This is a genomic window from Enterobacter cloacae complex sp. SHL009 (assembly GCF_049237205.1).
Taxonomy (GTDB): Bacteria; Pseudomonadota; Gammaproteobacteria; order Enterobacterales; family Enterobacteriaceae; genus Enterobacter; species Enterobacter cloacae_M.
In genome coordinates, this window is the sequence record NZ_JBMKIW010000001.1 from 920671 (window position 1) to 936985 (window position 16315).

A 16315-nucleotide genomic window follows, 5' to 3' on the forward strand; every position below is an offset into this window, starting at 1 on the left:
AGCTCCTTGGGATTCTCAGACTTGCCGCCTTGATCCAGCATGAATGATTTTGTGTATCTACTGTTTTTTACACCACTTTCGGGCCGTTCTGGTCGACAGAAAATATTTCACACTTTGTTCATATAATCACCGGCCAACAATTGGATTCTTAACCATTTTTGTTTAGGCTGTGCGTTCTTTCTTGCCGTCATTTCGCCGAGCGCGAAACACATTCACACGACCATAAGGACGTTTTTCCAGGCATGAATCGCAGACGTTTTCTAAAAGGCTCGCTGGCAGTGGCAGCCCTGAGCGGCACATCTGGCCTTGCTTCCCTGTTTTCCAAAGCGGCATACGCTGCCGACTCTGACATTGCTGACGGCCAGAGCCGTCGTTTCGACTTCTCCGTACTGCAATCCATGGCGCATGACCTGGCAAAAACCCCGTGGGGTGGCGCGCCGCGCCCGCTGCCGGAGACGCTGGCCACCATGACGCCGCAGGCGTACAACGCCATCCGCTACGATGAAAAACAGTCACTGTGGAACAACATTGAAGGGCGTCAGCTGGACGTGCAGTTCTTCCATATGGGGATGGGGTTCCGCCGCCGCGTGCGGATGTTCTCGCTGGACCAGTCGACCTCTATGGCGCGCGAGATCCACTTCCGTCCGGAGCTGTTCAGCTACGGCGAAACGGGTGTGGATACCAAACAGCTGGAAGGGCAAAGCGATCTCGGCTTTGCGGGCTTCCGCGCCTTTAAGGCACCTGAGCTGGCGCGTCGCGATATCGTCTCTTTCCTGGGCGCGAGCTATTTCCGCGCGGTGGATGACACCTACCAGTACGGCCTTTCCGCGCGCGGTCTGGCGGTAGACACCTTTACCGACACGCCGGAAGAGTTCCCGGACTTTACCTCCTTCTGGTTTGAAACCGTCAAGCCAGGCGATACGACCTTTACCGTTTATACGCTGCTCGACAGCCCGAGCATCACCGGCGCCTATAAATTCGTGATCCACTGCGAGAAGAGCCAGGTGATCATGGAGGTGGAAAACCACCTCTACGCGCGGAAGGACATCAAGCAGCTCGGCATTGCGCCGATGACCAGTATGTTCAGCTGTGGCAATAACGAACGCCGCATGTGTGACACCATTCACCCGCAAATTCATGACTCCGACCGCCTGGCGATGTGGCGCGGCAACGGGGAGTGGATCTGTCGTCCGCTGAACAACCCGCAGAAGCTGCAGTTTAATGCCTATATGGACAAGAACCCGAAAGGGTTCGGCCTGCTGCAGCTCGACCGCGATTTCTCGCACTATCAGGACGTGATGGGCTGGTATAACAAACGTCCGAGCCTGTGGGTTGAACCGCGTAACGACTGGGGTAAAGGCGCGGTTGGCCTGATGGAGATCCCGACCACCGGCGAAACGCTGGATAACGTGGTCTGCTTCTGGCAGCCGGAAAAAGCGGTGAAAGCGGGCGACGAGCTGGACTTTAAATATCGTCTGTACTGGAGCGCCATGCCGCCGGTGCGCTCTCCGCTGGCCAACGTCTTCGCCACCCGTACCGGCATGGGCGGCTTCCCGGAAGGCTGGGCACCGGGGGAAAATTACCCGAAAGTGTGGGCCCGTCGCTTTGCTATCGACTTCGTCGGTGGCGACCTGAAGGCCGCTGCGCCAAAAGGCATCGAGCCGGTGATTACGCTCTCCAGCGGAGAAGCGAAGCAGGTTGAGATCCTCTACGTTGAGCCGTTTGACGGCTATCGCATCCTGTTTGACTGGTACCCAACCTCGGATTCGACGGAGCCTGTGGATATGCGTCTGTTCCTGCGCTGCCAGGGAGACGCCATCAGTGAAACCTGGCTGTACCAGTATTTCCCACCGGCGCCGGATAAACGTAACTACGTTGACGACCGGATAATGCGTTAACGATCGATTCCCTCTCCCTCCGGGAGAGGGTTAGGGTGAGGGGCAATGACCGCAGCAAAATCCGAAATTATCCCGGTATCAGACGCTCTCGAGCTTCGCGCCGTCGAAGAGCGCTACGCCGCCGATCTGCATAATCTCGTCGTCAAAAACAAAACCTTTTTGCAAACCGCCTTTGACTGGGCGCAGCACGTGGGCAGCGAGGACGATACCCGCCGCAACGTGCAGAGTAACCAGATGCTGCACCAGCGCGGCTACGCCAAAATGTTTTTGATCTTTAAGGATGATGCGCTGGTTGGCGTACTGTCGTTCAACACGATTGAACCGACCAACAAAACCGGCTATATCGGCTACTGGCTGGATGAAGGCCATCAGGGGCAGGGGATCCTCTCCCGGTCCCTGCAGGCGTTTATGCGCTACTACGTTGAACGCGGGGAGATCCGCCGTTTTGTGATCAAATGTCGGGTGGCGAATCAGCACAGCAACGGCGTTGCCGTACGCAACGGTTTTACGCTGGAAGGGTGCCTGCGGGAAGCGGAATACCTGAACGGTCGCTTTGACGATGTGAACATCTACGGGAAGATCTACGCCCTATAACGCCCCCAGCAGCGGGGTGCGGGTGATGCGCTGGTCGCCGTTAATCACTTTTTCGCCGCGCAGGTGAATGCTCTCCCCGGTAAAGGCTTCGATGACCGCATCATCGGTGATTTCAACCCGGTGCTCGATGAGCACATCGCCGCTTATCCGCGCGCGTCCCTGGATCACCACCTTCTCGTCCAGCATGATCGGCCCGCCGCGCAGCCAGGCCTGACCGCCAATCAGAACGTGGTGCTTGATGACGCAGTTTCCCTCGACCACGGCATTCTCCGCAATCTGCGAGCTGTAGCGCACCGTTGGGATGGCATCTTCATCAAAGCCGGCAATCATGCGGGCGTTACCATAGACCTTTGCGCAGTCGCACACCCACACGTTGTTGAGTTCGTTTCCCTCGAGGATCGCGTTGTCGAAGACTTCGGCGCGGTGCTCGACAAAGGCAAAATTCACCATCGCCTCGCCGTAGATTTGCGCCTGGTGCACAATGCGCGACTGGCTGACGGTCGCCTTATCGTAGATTTGCAGGATCTGGTCATGGTCCGGCGTCAGCCCTTTGGCGGCAATGATAACGCTATTGTGCAAAATGCGGGCGTCGCCGTAGAGATGGCACTCGCCCCTTACGCAGGATTGCTGAATGGTGACGTTGTCACTTATTCGCGCCCCGTGGCTGACCTCTGCGCCGTCCAGCCAGCAGCTGTCACCGATACGGGCATCATGGCTCACGACGCACGGCAGGGTAAGACGCGCGTTGCCGGACACGGTCGCTCCGGCGAACACCACGCTGTTTTCGTCGTAGATCCAACAGTCGCCGTCCTGCGCGAGGGCGCGTTCATCGTCAATCCAGCCGCCTCTCGTCCCGACAGTCACGTCGTTAAAGTCCGCCGTGGCGATAATCTGCCGCAGCGTGACGGAGCGGGTAGTGTCGCCGTTTTTCCATTGCCAGATGCGGGTTTCGTCGCTGAGGCGATATTTGTTCATCTTTATTTCTCTGATAAGCGTCTTCACTAAACGTAGCAAATTTTTCGATTTTCGAGCGGCTGGCAACCAGACGGTAAACGCCTTAAAATAGCATCCAGGATGCACTTTCACTTTATGAGAACGCAGGAAAACAATGACTGTCGATGAGAATTACTTCACAGAGAAATATGGCTTAACCCGTACCCATTCAGAAGTGCTGTACAGCGCGGAGATTGTGAAACCCGGTAAAACGCTGGATCTGGGCTGCGGCAACGGCCGCAACAGCCTTTATCTTGCAGCTAACGGCCACGATGTCACCGCATGGGATAAGAACCCGATGAGCATCGATAATATCGAGCGCATTAAGGCGGAAGAAGGGATCGATAACCTCCACACGGCGATTAAAGATCTCAACAACCTGAGTTTTGACGACGAGTACGATTTCATTCTCTCCACCGTGGTGCTGATGTTCCTGGAGTCAAAAACCATCCCGGGACTTATCGCCAACATGCAGCGCTGCACCAAGCCCGGCGGCTACAACCTGATTGTTGCCGCGATGGACACGGCAGATTACCCGTGCACTGTTGGCTTCCCGTTTGCGTTCAAAAGCGGTGAGCTGAGCAACTACTACGAAGGCTGGGAGTTGCTCAAATACAACGAAGACGTTGGCGAACTGCACCGCACCGACGAAAACGGCAACCGCATCAAGCTGCGCTTTGCCACGATGCTGGCGCGCAAGCCCGCTTAACGGGCGGCCAGCAGGCAGATCTGCAGGGCCGTGTTGTAAGACGCTTCGAACGACGACAGCGGCAGGAATTCAAACTTCGAGTGGAAGTTATGCGCGCCGGTGAAGAAGTTCGGCGTGAGCAGCCCTTTTGCCGAGAGCGCCGCGCCGTCGGTGCCGCCGCGCATGGGCGTCGGCTTCGGCGTGATGCCGAGCGATTCCATCGCTTCGAACATCAGATCGATAGCGCGCCGGTCTTCACCAATCGCATTGCTGATATTGCTGTAGGTATCTTCAATGCGATAGTCCACCCTGGCCGTTGGATACCGGGCGGCAACCAGCGCGGCTACGTCGGCAATCTGCTGCTTGCGGGCGGCAAAGCTGTCCTTGTCAAAGTCGCGGATATTGGCCTTAAGAATGGCCTCGTTTTGCCCGGCCTGAATGCCGTTAAACCAGATATAGCCCTCACGCCCCTCGGTGCACTCTGGCGTTTGCTGGCGGTCAAAATGGTTGATGTAGTCAGTCGCCATCAGCAGGGGGTTCACCAGCACGCCTTTGGCGGACATCGGGTGCGCCGTTACGCCGGTAAAGCGGATTTCAGCCGCCGCCGCATTAAAGTTCTCGTAGACAATTTCTCCCAGCTCGCAGCAGTCGATGGTCCAGGCGAAGTCGACGTCAAAGCGCTTAAGGTCCAGCGCTTTTGCCCCGTTCAGGCCGATCTCTTCGTCAGGCACAAACGCCACGACGATATCCCCGTGCAGATGTTCCGCCGTCAGGTTTTCCAGCACCGTCATGACCACCGTAACCGCCGATTTATTATCCGCGCCCAATACGCTGGTTCCGTCGCTGAAAATAATTTCCTCATTCGGATACGCCAGAATTTCAGGGTGCTCTTTAACCCGCAGCCAGATGTCTTTCTCTTTATTCAGACAGAGATCTTCACCGGTAAAGGTTAATATTTGTGGATGAATATCCGGTGATAATCCCACGTCCACGGTATCAATATGGGTTATAAAGCCGATGCGCGGCGCGCCGGGCACGTTGCCTTTTTTTACCGCCGTTACCGTGGCGAATTCATCAATCACAATATCGTCTAATCCCAGCTGTGCCAGCTCCTGCGCCAGCTCCCGCGCCATGTCGTGCTGGCCCGGCGTTGAGGGCAGGGTTTTGACTTTGGGATCGCTCTGGCTGGTGATGGCGAGATAGCGGAAAAAACGGTGCGTTAATTGTCTGGAAAGCGGCGAGCCCATAGTGATTTGTTCCTTATTTATTTTTCGGGTGTTTGCCACATCACTTTAATGTTATTTATGAAATGGCAAAAGAATTAATTAGCCGTCGAATTAAAAAGACAGGAATAAATGATGAAAAGCAAACTCACAACTATAACGCTGGCGCTTGCTGCACTCACGGTCAGTTCCACCGTCGCCGCGAAAACGCTGGTGTATTGCTCCGAGGGATCGCCGGAAAATTTTAATCCTCAGCTATACACCTCGGGAACCAGCGTGGACGCCAGCGCCGTACCGGTCTATAACAGGCTGGTTGATTTCAAACCCGGCACCACGGAGCTGGTGCCAAGCCTGGCGGAGCGCTGGGAGGTGAGCGAGGACGGCAAGGTTTACACCTTCCATCTGCGTAAGGGCGTTAAATTCCAGAGCAATAAATCCTTCACGCCGACCCGCGACTTTAACGCCGACGACGTGATCTTCTCGTTTATGCGGCAAAAAGACGTGAATCATCCCTATCACAACGTCTCTAACGGCAGCTACTCCAACTTCGAAAGCCTGGAGTTCGGCAGCCTGATTACCGCCATTTATAAAGTCGATGACCACACCGTGCGCTTTACCCTGGCGCACCCGGAAGCGCCGTTTGTCGCCGATCTGGCATGGTATTTTGCCTCGATCCTGTCCGCGGAGTATGCCGACGCGATGCTCAAAGCGGGCACGCCGGAAAAGGTGGATATGGAGCCTATAGGCACCGGGCCGTTTAAGCTGGCGCAGTATCAGAAGGATTCGCGGATCCTGTTTACGGCGTTTGCCGACTACTGGCAGGGGAAATCGAAGCTGGATCGGCTGGTGTTTAGCATCACCCCGGATGCCTCCGTGCGGTTTGCCAAAATCGAGAAGAACGAGTGTCAGGTGATGCCGTTCCCGAACCCGGCGGACCTGCCGCGCATGAAGGCGAACAAGGACATCAACCTGATGAGCAAAGCCGGACTGAATACCGGCTTTCTGGCGTTCAATACCCAAAAGCCTCCGCTGGATAACGTAAAAGTCCGTCAGGCGCTGGCGATAGCCATCAATAAGCCGGCCATTATTGATGCGGTTTTCCACGGCACCGGTACTGCGGCGAAGAACCTGCTGCCGCCGGGCGTCTGGAGCGCAGACAGCGAGCTTAAGGATTACGATTACGATCCTGAAAAGGCGAAAGCGCTGCTGAAAGAGGCCGGTTTTGCCAACGGCGTGAGCGTCGACCTGTGGGCGATGCCGGTGCAGCGTCCGTACAATCCGAATGCGAAACGCATGGCGGAGATGATTCAGGCCGACTGGGCGAAAATCGGCGTACAGACCAAAATCGTCACCTACGAGTGGGGCGAATACCTTAAGCGCGTGAAGGGCGGGGAACACCAGGCCGCGCTGATGGGCTGGACGACCGCAACGGGCGATCCCGACAACTTCTTTGGTCCGCTATTTACCTGTACCTCGGCAAACGGTGGCTCAAATTCGGCGAAATGGTGCTACAAGCCCTTCGATAAAATTATTGCGGAAGCAAAATCAACCACCGATCGCGATAAACGCGTGGCGCTGTATAAAGAGGCTCAGCAAATGATGCATGATCAAATGCCGGCGGTGATGATTGCGCATTCAACCATTTTCGAACCGGTGCGCAAGGAGGTGACGGGCTATGAAATTGACCCGTTTGGCAAACATCTGTTCTGGCAACTGGATATAAATCAGTAATTTTTCACTGCCCGGCACGCCTCCGGGCAGTCTTTTCGCAATTTGTGCTCTCCGCATCATTTTTTGTCACAACAAACCCATCGGTCTTTTGCTATAACTTCAAATGCATACTTGCAGATAACATGGAAAACTATCATGCGTACTCAAACTTTTTTTAAAGTTGCAGTGCTTACTGGTCTGTTGGCGTTGGCGGGCTGTTCTTCAAAAGTTGCGGCTCCCGAACAATATTCTGGCTTTTTAAAAGACTATTCCGGCTTGCAGCAGACGACGTCTGCGACGGGTAAACCAACGCTGCGTTGGGTTGATCCTTCTTATAACGAAGCTAATTACGACAGTATTCTCTGGACGCCGATTACTTATTATCCTGCGCCTAAACCGACCACACAAATTGGTCAAAAAACGCTTGATGAGCTGTTGAATTACACCAATAACAAAATGAAAACCGCTATTGGTACCCGTAAGCCAATTGTGACCACGCCGGGTAAACACAGCCTGATTTTCCGCGGTGCAATTACCGGGGTGAGTTCGCAGAAAGAGGGTCTGCAGTTCTATGAAGTGGTGCCGGTCGCGCTGGTAGTAGCGGGTACGCAGATGGCAACCGGGCATCGCACCATGGATACGCATCTCTTCTTTGAAGGAGAACTGATCGATGCGGCCACCAACAAACCGGTCATGAAGGTGGTGCGTAAAGGCGAAGGTAAAGATCTGAACAACGAAAGTACGCCGATGACCTTTGCGACGCTGAAGCAGGTAGTTGATGACATGGCGACGGACGCCACCATGTTTGATGTGAAAAAGACCGCGAAATAAAATAAAACGGCCTGCGTAATGCAGGCCTTTTTATTTACGCCATTCGTAAGCGTCTGAACCAGGTTTCTGGTTTGGTAAACATCACCATATTTCCCCCCAGAATCAGCACTAATCCCACGATACCGTTGATATGCCAGACGTAGCCTTCATACACCGTGGAGATGGTCAGCGCCACCAGCGGGAAGAGCAGCGTACTGTAGGCCGCTTTGCCCGGACCGATGCGTCCCACCAGCGTGAAATAGGCGCCAAACGCAATCACCGAACCAAATACAGCCAGATAGAGCAGCGCGCCAACGTAGCTGACGGTCCACTCTGGCGCGAAGCTGTCGCCTCTGAACAGGGCAATGCAGCCCATCACCAGCGTGCCGTAGAGCATCGCCCAGGCGTTGGTGGTCATGGTTTCAAGTCCTCTGCGCTGGTGACGCATGCTGATCATATTGCCCAGCGAGAAGCCGTAGGTGCCGAGCGCGGAGAGACCAATCCCGGTCAGGAGCGACGCGCTCCAGCCGCTGGCCAGCAGATCGTCCCAGAAGAGGGTGACGATCCCAGTCAGGCCCAGCGCCGCCGCCGTCCAGAAACGCGCGGGCGGGCGCTGCCCGAAGAAAATAAAGCTGTTAATGGCGTTATAGAGCACGGCCATGGAGAAGATCACCGATTCCAGCCCGGTGTTGATGTGCGAGGCTGCGGCGTAAAAACACCAGAAGTTAAAGCAGAAAACGCAGCATCCCTGGAGGATACAAAAAAGGTGATCCCGCAGCGCCAGCTTGCGCAGACGGCGCAGGGCGATTAACACCACCATCATCGTGAGGCTGGCGACGGCGAAACGCCAGAAAATCGAGACGGGCGCCGCTACGGGACCCTGCTGCAGGAAAATCGCAATCCAGGTGGTTCCCCAGATGACCACCACCAGTCCGTATAATAATGCGTTCATACTTTTTCTCTTCTCAAACCACGGAAGCCCGCAGTATGGCGCCGAGATCGGTCAGGGGCTTTCACCGGCTTGCGGTCGACTTGCAAAATCTTGCGCTTTTTTCTTTCCCGGGGGCTGGCAACGAGAGACAACTCTTCTTAGACTGATATTCCAGTCAATCACGCGCTTACGGTCATGTCTCACGCTTACGATACCTTTGAAACGCTTTGCCAACAGAATGCGGTCCTGCGGGAAACCGTCTCGCTGAATTCGGGCATTCAGCTGGCAGCGTGGTACAACAAGCAAGATACGATAACGGTAAAAAGTAACCACCATACCCTGAGCCTGTACGTAGCGGATGGCTACGAAAGCTATCAAAAAACGCCGGGCGGCTGGAAGAACGGTGGGGGGCCGGACCGCTTCTGTTTGATGCCAAAAGAGAGCGAATCGACGTGGGATATCCGTGATGACCTGTCGTTTGTGCATCTGTACTGCACCGATGAACACCTGCGCGACGTGGGGGAAAAGATCTGGGACAAGCGCCCGCTTTCGCTGACGCTGGACGAGCGCATTTTTGGTAGCGATCCGAAGATCACCGCGCTGTATCGCCAGTTTTTACTCGGCTGCGACTGGCAGCAGCACGCCAACCAGCTCACCCTGAGCACGGCCTCTACGCTGCTCCTGACCCATCTGCTGCAAAACTACTCTAACGTTCAGTGGAAGCTGCCGGTCGTCACCGGCGGGCTATCGCCATTCGTGCTGCGCAACGTGCTGGCCTTTATTGAAGAGAACCTCGGGCAACCCCTGACGCTGGCTGAACTGGCGGCGCAGGCCGCCCTCAGCGAATACCATTTTGCCCGCATGTTCCGCCAGTCGACGGGGCTGGCGCCGCATCAGTACGTGATGCAGAGAAGAATGGAAAAAGCGAAGGCGCTGGTGCAGAACACGGCGACGCCGCTAACGGACATCGCCCTTGCCTGCGGGTTTAACTCCGCCAGCCACTTCAGCAACCGCTTTCGCAGCGCGACGGGCATGACGCCTTCGCAGCTACGCGCGGCGAGCGCGTGAAAACAGGGCATAGCACACGCCGCCCAGCACCAGCCCCCAGAATGCCGAACCGATGCCCAGGATCGTGACGCCGCTCGCGGTCATCAGGAACGTGACGATGGCCGCGTCGCGCTCCGCCTCGTGGCTCAGTGCCTGATATAAACTCCCGCTGATGGTGCCCAGCAGCGCCAGACCGGCGAGCGTCTGGATCCAGCTGAGCGGCAGAGCGGCCATCAGCCCGGTAATCGAGCCGCCGAAAATCCCCGCCAGCAGATAAAATCCTCCGGCTGCGATGGCCGCCAGCCAGCGTTTTGCGGGATCCGGGTGCGCATCGGGGCTTTGACAAATGGCGGCAGTAATGGCTGCGATACAGATAGAAAAGACGCCAAAAGGGGAAAACAGCAGCGCCAGCGCTCCCGTAACGATGATGAGCGGCGAGACCGCCAGCGGGTAACCGGAGGCCTTCATCGTAGCGAACCCCGGTGCGTTTTGCGATGCCATGGTGACCAGGAAGAAGGGCACGCCAATACTCACCAGGCTGGTGAAGGTGAACGTGGGCGCAATAAACTCGGGCATCACTAGGGAGAACGCGAGCTTATCGGTGACAACGTCACCTCCCGCCCATGCCACGATACCGCCGACCAGCAGCGTGACCACGATGGCATAGCGCGGCGCCAGCGCTTTTGCCAACAGCCACGCCGCAATCATGCTGCCGCACAGCAGAAAGTGACCCTCCAGGTGCGCAAACGCGTGCAGGCCAAACTGCAGCAACACGCCTGCCAGCATGGCGGCGGCAAGCGAATGGGGGATCAGCCACATCAGACGGGCGAAGAGCCCGGTGATGCCGCAAAGTAAAATGAGCGCATTAGCAAAGATGAACACGCCGATCGTTTCCGGCAGCGTCACGCCGTGCAGGCTGGTGGCGAGCAGCGCCGCGCCGGGCGTTGACCAGGCGGTCAGCACCGGCGCTTTGTACCACCAGGAAAGCGCCAGCGTGCTGACGCCCATTCCAATCCCCAGCGCGGTCATCCAGCCTGCGATCTGCTGTGCACTGGCACCAGCCGCCGCGGCGGCCTGCCAGATGATGGCGGCCGAGCTGGCGTAACCGACCAGCACGGCGACAAATCCAGCCAGTGCGACTGGAACAAGGTGAGAGGAAGGGCGCATAAAAACTCCGTTGTGCGTTATAACGTCCGATATAAGGTAACACTGTGCGCTATAGCGTACAAGTGGTATGCTGATCGCCATCAGGAGGGACCATGGACATCACACTACACCTTGCAACAACGCTGAAAACGCTGCGCCAGGCGCGCGGCTGGAGTTTGTCGAAGCTCGCGGACGAGACCGGCGTGTCAAAAGCGATGCTGGGGCAAATCGAGCGCAATGAATCCAGCCCGACGGTGTCGACGCTGTGGAAAATAGCCACCGGGCTGAACGTGCCGTTTTCCGCGTTCATCACGCCAGAGGCGGACCGGCAGGCGGTGTTTGACCCGCAGCAGCAGGCGATGGTGGTCAAACCGCTCTTTCCGTGGGACGAGACGCTCGGGTTTGATTATTTCTCCATTACCCTGGCACCCGGCGCGCTCAGTGAATCCACGCCGCATGAGGCCGGGGTGATTGAACATGTGGTGGTGGTCAGCGGCGAGCTGGAGATGAAGCTTGACGGCACGTGGCAGACGATTTCTGCCGATTCGGGTGTCCGTTTCGCCGGCGATAAACCGCACGCCTACCGCAACAGCAGCGACCGGACGGTGCATTTTCACTCCCTGATTCATTATCCCCGCTGACCCTGCGCAAAACTGTTTCGCTGACGCATACTTCTGACTACAATAGCCGCCATTTTGACCATAACGGATAACGACGAAGTATGCGCCTGCAATCCCATCATCTTGAACTTTTAAGCCCGGCCCGCGACGCCGCCATTGCCCGTGAAGCGATCCTTCACGGCGCTGACGCTGTCTACATTGGTGGCCCTGGCTTCGGTGCCCGCCATAACGCCAGCAACAGCCTGAGCGATATTGCTGAACTGGTGCCGTTCGCCCACCGTTTCGGGGCGAAAGTGTTCGTGACCCTGAACACCATTCTGCATGATGATGAGCTTGAGCCTGCGCAACGTCTGATTACCGATCTCTACCAGGTCGGGGTAGATGCCCTGATCGTTCAGGACATGGGCGTTCTGGAGCTGGATATTCCGCCCATTGAACTGCATGCCAGTACCCAGTGCGATATCCGCACGGTCGAGAAGGCAAAGTTTCTCTCCGACGTCGGCTTTTCGCAGATCGTTCTGGCGCGAGAGCTGAACCTGAATCAGATCCGCGATATTCACCAGGCGACAGACGCGACGATTGAATTCTTTATCCACGGTGCGCTGTGCGTCGCTTACTCCGGTCAGTGCAATATTTCCCACGCGCAGACGGGCCGCAGCGCCAACCGCGGCGACTGTTCTCAGGCCTGCCGTCTGCCGTATACCCTGAAAGACGATCAGGGCCGCGTCGTGGCGTTCGAAAAACACCTGCTCTCCATGAAGGATAACGATCAGACGGCCAACCTGGGCGCGCTGATCGACGCGGGCGTGCGTTCCTTTAAGATTGAAGGGCGCTACAAAGATATGAGCTACGTGAAAAACATCACCGCGCACTATCGCCAGATGCTGGACGCCATTATCGAAGATCGCGGCGACCTGGCGCGCGCGTCGGCCGGCCGCACCGAGCATTTCTTTATTCCGTCGACGGACAAAACGTTCCACCGTGGCAGCACGGACTATTTTGTGAATGCCCGTAAAGGGGATATCGGCGCGTTCGACTCACCGAAGTTTATCGGTTTACCGGTGGGCGAAGTGCTGAAAGTGGCGAAGGATCACCTTGATGTCGAAGTGACGGAACCGCTGGCGAACGGCGATGGCCTTAACGTGATGATTAAGCGTGAGGTCGTGGGCTTCCGTGCCAATACGGTCGAGAAAACCGGCGAGAACCGCTACCGCGTCTGGCCGAATGAAATGCCCGCCGATCTCTACAAGGCGCGGCCGAACGCGGCCCTTAACCGTAACCTCGATCATAACTGGCAGCAGGCGCTGCTGAAAACCTCCAGCGAACGTCGTATCGCCGTGGATATTGAGCTGGGCGGCTGGGAAGAGCAGCTGATTCTGACCATGACTTGTGAAGACGGCATCAGCGTGACGCATACGCTCGATGGCCTTTTCGAGGTGGCAAACAACGCGGAAAAAGCGCTCAACAGCCTGAAGGATGGGGTGGCGAAGCTGGGCCAGACGATTTACCACGCGCGCGCTATCGACGTGAATCTGCCGGACGCGCTGTTTGTGCCAAACAGCCTGCTTAACCAGTTCCGTCGTGAAACGGCAGAGATGCTGGATGCCGCGCGCCTGGCACAGTATCCGCGCGGAAGCCGTAAAGCGGAAGCCGTCCCTGCGCCAGTCTACCCGGACACCCATTTATCCTTCCTCGCCAACGTCTACAACCATAAAGCGCGTGAATTCTATCATCGCCACGGCGTGCAGCTGATCGACGCAGCCTATGAAGCGCATGAAGAGAAGGGCGATGTGCCGGTGATGATCACCAAGCACTGCCTGCGCTTTGCGTTTAACCTGTGTCCTAAGCAGGCAAAAGGGAATATTAAGAGCTGGAAGGCAACCCCCATGCAGCTGGTAAACGGCGATGAAGTTCTGACTCTCAAGTTCGACTGCCGTCCTTGCGAAATGCATGTGATTGGCAAGATGAAAAACCACATCTTCAAAATGCCGCAGCCCGGCAGTATTGTGGCGTCCGTCAGTCCGGACGATCTGATGAAAACCCTGCCAAAACGCAAGGGCAGCTAATTACCGAACGTGCGTGTCCGGTTTGCGCGACTTCTGCCACAGGTGGTGTTCGCGCAAACCCTCCGCCGACTCTTCTGCAGCGCTTCGCAACTCATCGCTGTCGGCTTCATGACGAAGCTGATGCCCTACATTCTTGACCCATAAATATTCGTGTCCTTTGTGTCCGGCCATAAGCTGGCCTGAAAACAGCGCACAAATAAGCATGACGAAAGATAACCCTTTTTTTATCATGGTTTCACCGCTGAAAAACAATGCGGAATAATCATGTCGATTATTTCTTAGGGTTATTATTCAAAAATTAAAATTAGCGCAAAGAAAATGTCAAATAATGTTCGTTCGAAATAGCGGTTAGGACAGTTCCTAAAAACATCTGAATCTTTGTAAACTACCATTTCTGGTCCACAATTGGAGGTATGCATTACGGATTAATCTTATATAATAGTAATCTTAGGCTAAGGAACAGGTCATTTATAAATGAAAAAAATAATAGCGCTTGCGCTTCTGGCAGTGGCTGTTGGAGCCGCTGCAGGGGTTCGTTATGCAGGTAATGACGAACCAGAATATATTCAATCTGCAGAAATTCGCGTGGGTTCTTATTTGACCAGCGATTATGGTAGAGTTGCCTGCGCCAGCAAAAAAGTGAACGATCAGCGTTGGGAATTAGACTGCACTCATCAGGCGAGAGGAAAAACATTCCAGTTTGCGGTGTATCCCTCTGAAAAAGCACCTTATGGTGTCGCTCGCTCCTTTTATCTGGAAGCCATTAATGACGATGCAAAACAGAGCGCTGAGCAGGGCCTTATGCGTTATTTGCAGATCAATACCCATACTGGTTAATAAGGTTGTTTAGCGTTCGTTAAGACAACAGGTGTTAGGTTATATGAGATCCGCTGCCCGGCCATGGAGTGTCGGGACGTAGAGACCAAAACACAAATCTATCCATGCAAGCATTTACCGCCATTTTTTGGCGGTTTTTTTTTTGCGCAGACCGTCGCGATAGGGTTATGGCGTCAGGCGATAATGCGACTGCACCAGGCCCGAAGGGAAGCTGCGGCTTGATACCAGTGTCAAATCAATATCCCGGGACAACGTTCCGAACAGTGGTTTTCCCTCCCCGAGCAGTACAGGTACGGTCGTGATCACCATATCGGCTACCAGTCCTTCGCGCAGGAACGACTGTATCACCTGTCCGCCATCAAGATAGACGCGATGTACGTCCTGCGCAGCGAGATCGTCCAGCACCTCCTTTGGCGTCCGGGATGAAAACTGCACTTTGCCCCTCAGCGCCTCCGGCACGGGCGTATCGGCCAGTCGTCGCGAGAGCACCAGCACGGGACGATCGTAAGGCCATGCGTCAAAGGTCAGTACCTTCTCATAACTCCCTCGTCCCATCACGATGCAGTCTTTGTCCGCGATGAACGCCTCATAGCCATGATCTTCCGCCGGATCGTCGCGCTGCACCAGCCAGTCGATATCGTCATTCTGTCGGGCGATGTAACCATCAAGACTAACCGCGATAAAAACGTGTGTGGTGACCATCAGGTGCTCCGTGTGCCAGTGTAACCCTTAAACTGACGCCTCAGCGTGCAGTAACCCGGACGTGAAAATTGTTTGCGATACTGAGCCGGGGAAAGCGCGAACTGCTGGCGAAAATGATGACGCAGTGTCGACGCCTGACCAAACCCGGTCTGTTCAGCGATGCTGTCGATGCTTAACCGGCTGCTTTCCAGATAATCTTTTGCTCTCAGCAGGCGCTCATTGATTAACCAGCGTGCGGGCGTCGTCCCCGTTGCCGCTTCGAAGCGACGAAGGAAGGTGCGCTGGCTCATTCCGACCCGACGCGCGAGGGAGTCGACGCTGTGCGCCTCGATAAGATGCGTGTGCAGAAAATCAAACAGCTGGCCGAGACGCTGGCTTTCCCGCAGCTGCGCCACCGGGCGGGTCAGCTGCTGTGGCTGTGAACCATCCCGGTGAGGGGGAATGACCAGCCGACGCGCCACGCTGTTTGCTGTTTCCATGCCATAATCCCGCCGCACAACGTGCAGACAGAGATCGATTCCCGCCGCGCTGCCAGCGGACGTCAGAATATCGCCTTCGTCCTGGTAGAGTACATCCTCAACCACGTCGATGTCAGGGTAGCGGACTTTCAGCGCGTCAATGTAGCGCCAGTGCGTCGTGGCTTTGCGGCCGTTCAATAGCCCCGTTGCGGCCAGCACAAACACTCCCGAGCAGATGGAGAACAGCTGGCATCCTCGCGCGCTGGCCTGGCGTAGTGCCTCGCAGAGCGCATCCGGAACCGGTGAATCTATCCCCCGCCAGCCGGGAACCACAATCAGGTCCGCAGACGCAAGCAGGCTTAAATCACCATCGGTAACGATGCGGATCCCGCCTGTTGCCCGAAGTTCACCGCTGTCCACGCTCGCCACGGCAAAACGATACCATTCATCGCCCAGCTCGGGACGCGGCAGGCCGAAGATCTCCACCGCCACGCCAAACTCAAAGGTACACAGACCGTCATATGCCAGCACCACCACCTGCGGGCGGGCAATTTGTCTTAAGTTTGTCATCTTTTTGCTGTTTTCTGGCATA

At 56.0% G+C, this 16315-nt stretch carries 16 protein-coding genes; 9 read left to right on the plus strand and 7 right to left on the minus strand.

Annotated elements, in window-relative coordinates:
• Positions 1-242: 242 nt before the first annotated feature.
• Both ACOTZC_RS04530 and rimL read left to right on the plus strand, forming a co-directional pair.
• Complete coding sequence (locus ACOTZC_RS04530) at positions 243-1898, plus strand: glucan biosynthesis protein D (protein ID WP_023311684.1); 1656 nt, start codon at positions 243-245, stop codon at positions 1896-1898.
• 45 nt (positions 1899-1943) lie between these two features.
• A complete protein-coding gene (gene rimL / locus ACOTZC_RS04535) occupies positions 1944-2492 on the plus strand; it encodes a 50S ribosomal protein L7/L12-serine acetyltransferase (protein ID WP_023311685.1) in 549 nt (182 codons plus the stop codon).
• Here the strand turns inward: rimL and ydcK are convergent.
• On the minus strand, positions 2487-3467 hold the full coding sequence (ydcK, locus tag ACOTZC_RS04540) for a YdcK family protein (protein ID WP_421635613.1): 981 nt from the start codon (positions 3465-3467) through the stop codon (positions 2487-2489). The two genes, rimL and ydcK, sit on opposite strands and share 6 nt — an antisense overlap.
• A gap of 133 nt (positions 3468-3600) precedes the next feature.
• On the opposite strand from ydcK, the gene tehB reads away from it, so the two are divergent.
• On the plus strand, positions 3601-4194 hold the full coding sequence (gene tehB, locus ACOTZC_RS04545) for a tellurite resistance methyltransferase TehB (protein WP_248162303.1): 594 nt from the start codon (positions 3601-3603) through the stop codon (positions 4192-4194).
• On the opposite strand, the gene pepT is transcribed toward tehB, so the two are convergent.
• Positions 4191-5420: a peptidase T gene (pepT, locus tag ACOTZC_RS04550; protein ID WP_248162304.1), complete on the minus strand. Its 1230-nt coding sequence runs from the start codon at positions 5418-5420 to the stop codon at positions 4191-4193. The two genes, tehB and pepT, sit on opposite strands and share 4 nt — an antisense overlap.
• A gap of 111 nt (positions 5421-5531) precedes the next feature.
• Here pepT and ACOTZC_RS04555 point away from each other — a divergent pair, with 111 nt between their 5' ends.
• Positions 5532-7127, plus strand: coding sequence for an ABC transporter substrate-binding protein (locus ACOTZC_RS04555; protein WP_421635678.1), 1596 nt, complete (start codon positions 5532-5534; stop codon positions 7125-7127).
• A 135-nt stretch (positions 7128-7262) separates the two neighbouring features.
• A complete protein-coding gene (locus ACOTZC_RS04560; protein ID WP_023311690.1) occupies positions 7263-7937 on the plus strand; it encodes a DUF3313 domain-containing protein in 675 nt (224 codons plus the stop codon).
• A gap of 34 nt (positions 7938-7971) precedes the next feature.
• Here ACOTZC_RS04560 and ACOTZC_RS04565 read toward each other — a convergent pair whose 3' ends face one another.
• Entirely contained in the window at positions 7972-8868 is an 897-nt protein-coding gene (locus ACOTZC_RS04565) for a DMT family transporter (RefSeq protein WP_045354932.1), read from the minus strand.
• Positions 8869-9042: 174 nt separating this feature from the next.
• Between ACOTZC_RS04565 and ACOTZC_RS04570 the strand changes: the two genes are divergently transcribed.
• Complete coding sequence (locus ACOTZC_RS04570) at positions 9043-9915, plus strand: helix-turn-helix transcriptional regulator (protein ID WP_045399230.1); 873 nt, start codon at positions 9043-9045, stop codon at positions 9913-9915.
• On the opposite strand, the gene ACOTZC_RS04575 is transcribed toward ACOTZC_RS04570, so the two are convergent.
• Positions 9895-11061, minus strand: coding sequence for a benzoate/H(+) symporter BenE family transporter (locus tag ACOTZC_RS04575; RefSeq protein WP_248162308.1), 1167 nt, complete (start codon positions 11059-11061; stop codon positions 9895-9897). The two genes, ACOTZC_RS04570 and ACOTZC_RS04575, sit on opposite strands and share 21 nt — an antisense overlap.
• A 92-nt stretch (positions 11062-11153) precedes the next feature.
• Here ACOTZC_RS04575 and ACOTZC_RS04580 point away from each other — a divergent pair, with 92 nt between their 5' ends.
• Both ACOTZC_RS04580 and ACOTZC_RS04585 read left to right on the plus strand, forming a co-directional pair.
• The gene (locus ACOTZC_RS04580) at positions 11154-11681 is read left to right on the plus strand and encodes a helix-turn-helix domain-containing protein (protein ID WP_023311758.1); all 528 of its coding nucleotides are present in this window, start codon (positions 11154-11156) and stop codon (positions 11679-11681) included.
• Positions 11682-11761: 80 nt separating this feature from the next.
• Positions 11762-13726 carry a peptidase U32 family protein gene (locus ACOTZC_RS04585; protein WP_248162312.1) on the plus strand — a complete coding sequence of 655 codons (1965 nt, stop codon included), beginning with the start codon at positions 11762-11764 and terminating at the stop codon, positions 13724-13726.
• Here the strand turns inward: ACOTZC_RS04585 and ACOTZC_RS04590 are convergent, their stop codons facing one another.
• The gene (locus ACOTZC_RS04590) at positions 13727-13957 is read right to left on the minus strand and encodes a DUF2554 family protein (protein WP_023311760.1); all 231 of its coding nucleotides are present in this window, start codon (positions 13955-13957) and stop codon (positions 13727-13729) included. It lies immediately after the preceding gene.
• A 243-nt stretch (positions 13958-14200) separates the two neighbouring features.
• On the opposite strand from ACOTZC_RS04590, the gene ACOTZC_RS04595 reads away from it, so the two are divergent.
• The gene (locus tag ACOTZC_RS04595) at positions 14201-14563 is read left to right on the plus strand and encodes a hypothetical protein (RefSeq protein ID WP_045354937.1); all 363 of its coding nucleotides are present in this window, start codon (positions 14201-14203) and stop codon (positions 14561-14563) included.
• Between the two features lie 165 nt (positions 14564-14728).
• On the opposite strand, the gene ACOTZC_RS04600 is transcribed toward ACOTZC_RS04595, so the two are convergent.
• Both ACOTZC_RS04600 and ftrA read right to left on the minus strand, forming a co-directional pair.
• Positions 14729-15265 carry a dihydrofolate reductase family protein gene (locus tag ACOTZC_RS04600; RefSeq protein ID WP_421635614.1) on the minus strand — a complete coding sequence of 179 codons (537 nt, stop codon included), beginning with the start codon at positions 15263-15265 and terminating at the stop codon, positions 14729-14731.
• Complete coding sequence (gene ftrA, locus ACOTZC_RS04605) at positions 15265-16314, minus strand: transcriptional regulator FtrA (protein ID WP_045399246.1); 1050 nt, start codon at positions 16312-16314, stop codon at positions 15265-15267. The genes ACOTZC_RS04600 and ftrA overlap by 1 nt, the downstream gene beginning before the upstream one ends.
• Position 16315 lies beyond the last annotated feature (1 nt).

Bases quoted from the DNA above. Each gene is read 5' to 3' on its own strand.
- ACOTZC_RS04530 (WP_023311684.1), top strand. From the start codon at position 243: ATGAATCGCAGACGTTTTCTAAAAGGCTCGCTGGCAGTGGCAGCCCTG.
- rimL (WP_023311685.1), top strand. From the start codon at position 1,944: ATGACCGCAGCAAAATCCGAAATTATCCCGGTATCAGACGCTCTCGAG.
- ydcK (WP_421635613.1), bottom strand. From the start codon at position 3,467: ATGAACAAATATCGCCTCAGCGACGAAACCCGCATCTGGCAATGGAAA.
- tehB (WP_248162303.1), top strand. From the start codon at position 3,601: ATGACTGTCGATGAGAATTACTTCACAGAGAAATATGGCTTAACCCGT.
- pepT (WP_248162304.1), bottom strand. From the start codon at position 5,420: ATGGGCTCGCCGCTTTCCAGACAATTAACGCACCGTTTTTTCCGCTAT.
- ACOTZC_RS04555 (WP_421635678.1), top strand. From the start codon at position 5,532: ATGAAAAGCAAACTCACAACTATAACGCTGGCGCTTGCTGCACTCACG.
- ACOTZC_RS04560 (WP_023311690.1), top strand. From the start codon at position 7,263: ATGCGTACTCAAACTTTTTTTAAAGTTGCAGTGCTTACTGGTCTGTTG.
- ACOTZC_RS04565 (WP_045354932.1), bottom strand. From the start codon at position 8,868: ATGAACGCATTATTATACGGACTGGTGGTGGTCATCTGGGGAACCACC.
- ACOTZC_RS04570 (WP_045399230.1), top strand. From the start codon at position 9,043: ATGTCTCACGCTTACGATACCTTTGAAACGCTTTGCCAACAGAATGCG.
- ACOTZC_RS04575 (WP_248162308.1), bottom strand. From the start codon at position 11,061: ATGCGCCCTTCCTCTCACCTTGTTCCAGTCGCACTGGCTGGATTTGTC.
- ACOTZC_RS04580 (WP_023311758.1), top strand. From the start codon at position 11,154: ATGGACATCACACTACACCTTGCAACAACGCTGAAAACGCTGCGCCAG.
- ACOTZC_RS04585 (WP_248162312.1), top strand. From the start codon at position 11,762: ATGCGCCTGCAATCCCATCATCTTGAACTTTTAAGCCCGGCCCGCGAC.
- ACOTZC_RS04590 (WP_023311760.1), bottom strand. From the start codon at position 13,957: ATGATAAAAAAAGGGTTATCTTTCGTCATGCTTATTTGTGCGCTGTTT.
- ACOTZC_RS04595 (WP_045354937.1), top strand. From the start codon at position 14,201: ATGAAAAAAATAATAGCGCTTGCGCTTCTGGCAGTGGCTGTTGGAGCC.
- ACOTZC_RS04600 (WP_421635614.1), bottom strand. From the start codon at position 15,265: ATGGTCACCACACACGTTTTTATCGCGGTTAGTCTTGATGGTTACATC.
- ftrA (WP_045399246.1), bottom strand. From the start codon at position 16,314: ATGCCAGAAAACAGCAAAAAGATGACAAACTTAAGACAAATTGCCCGC.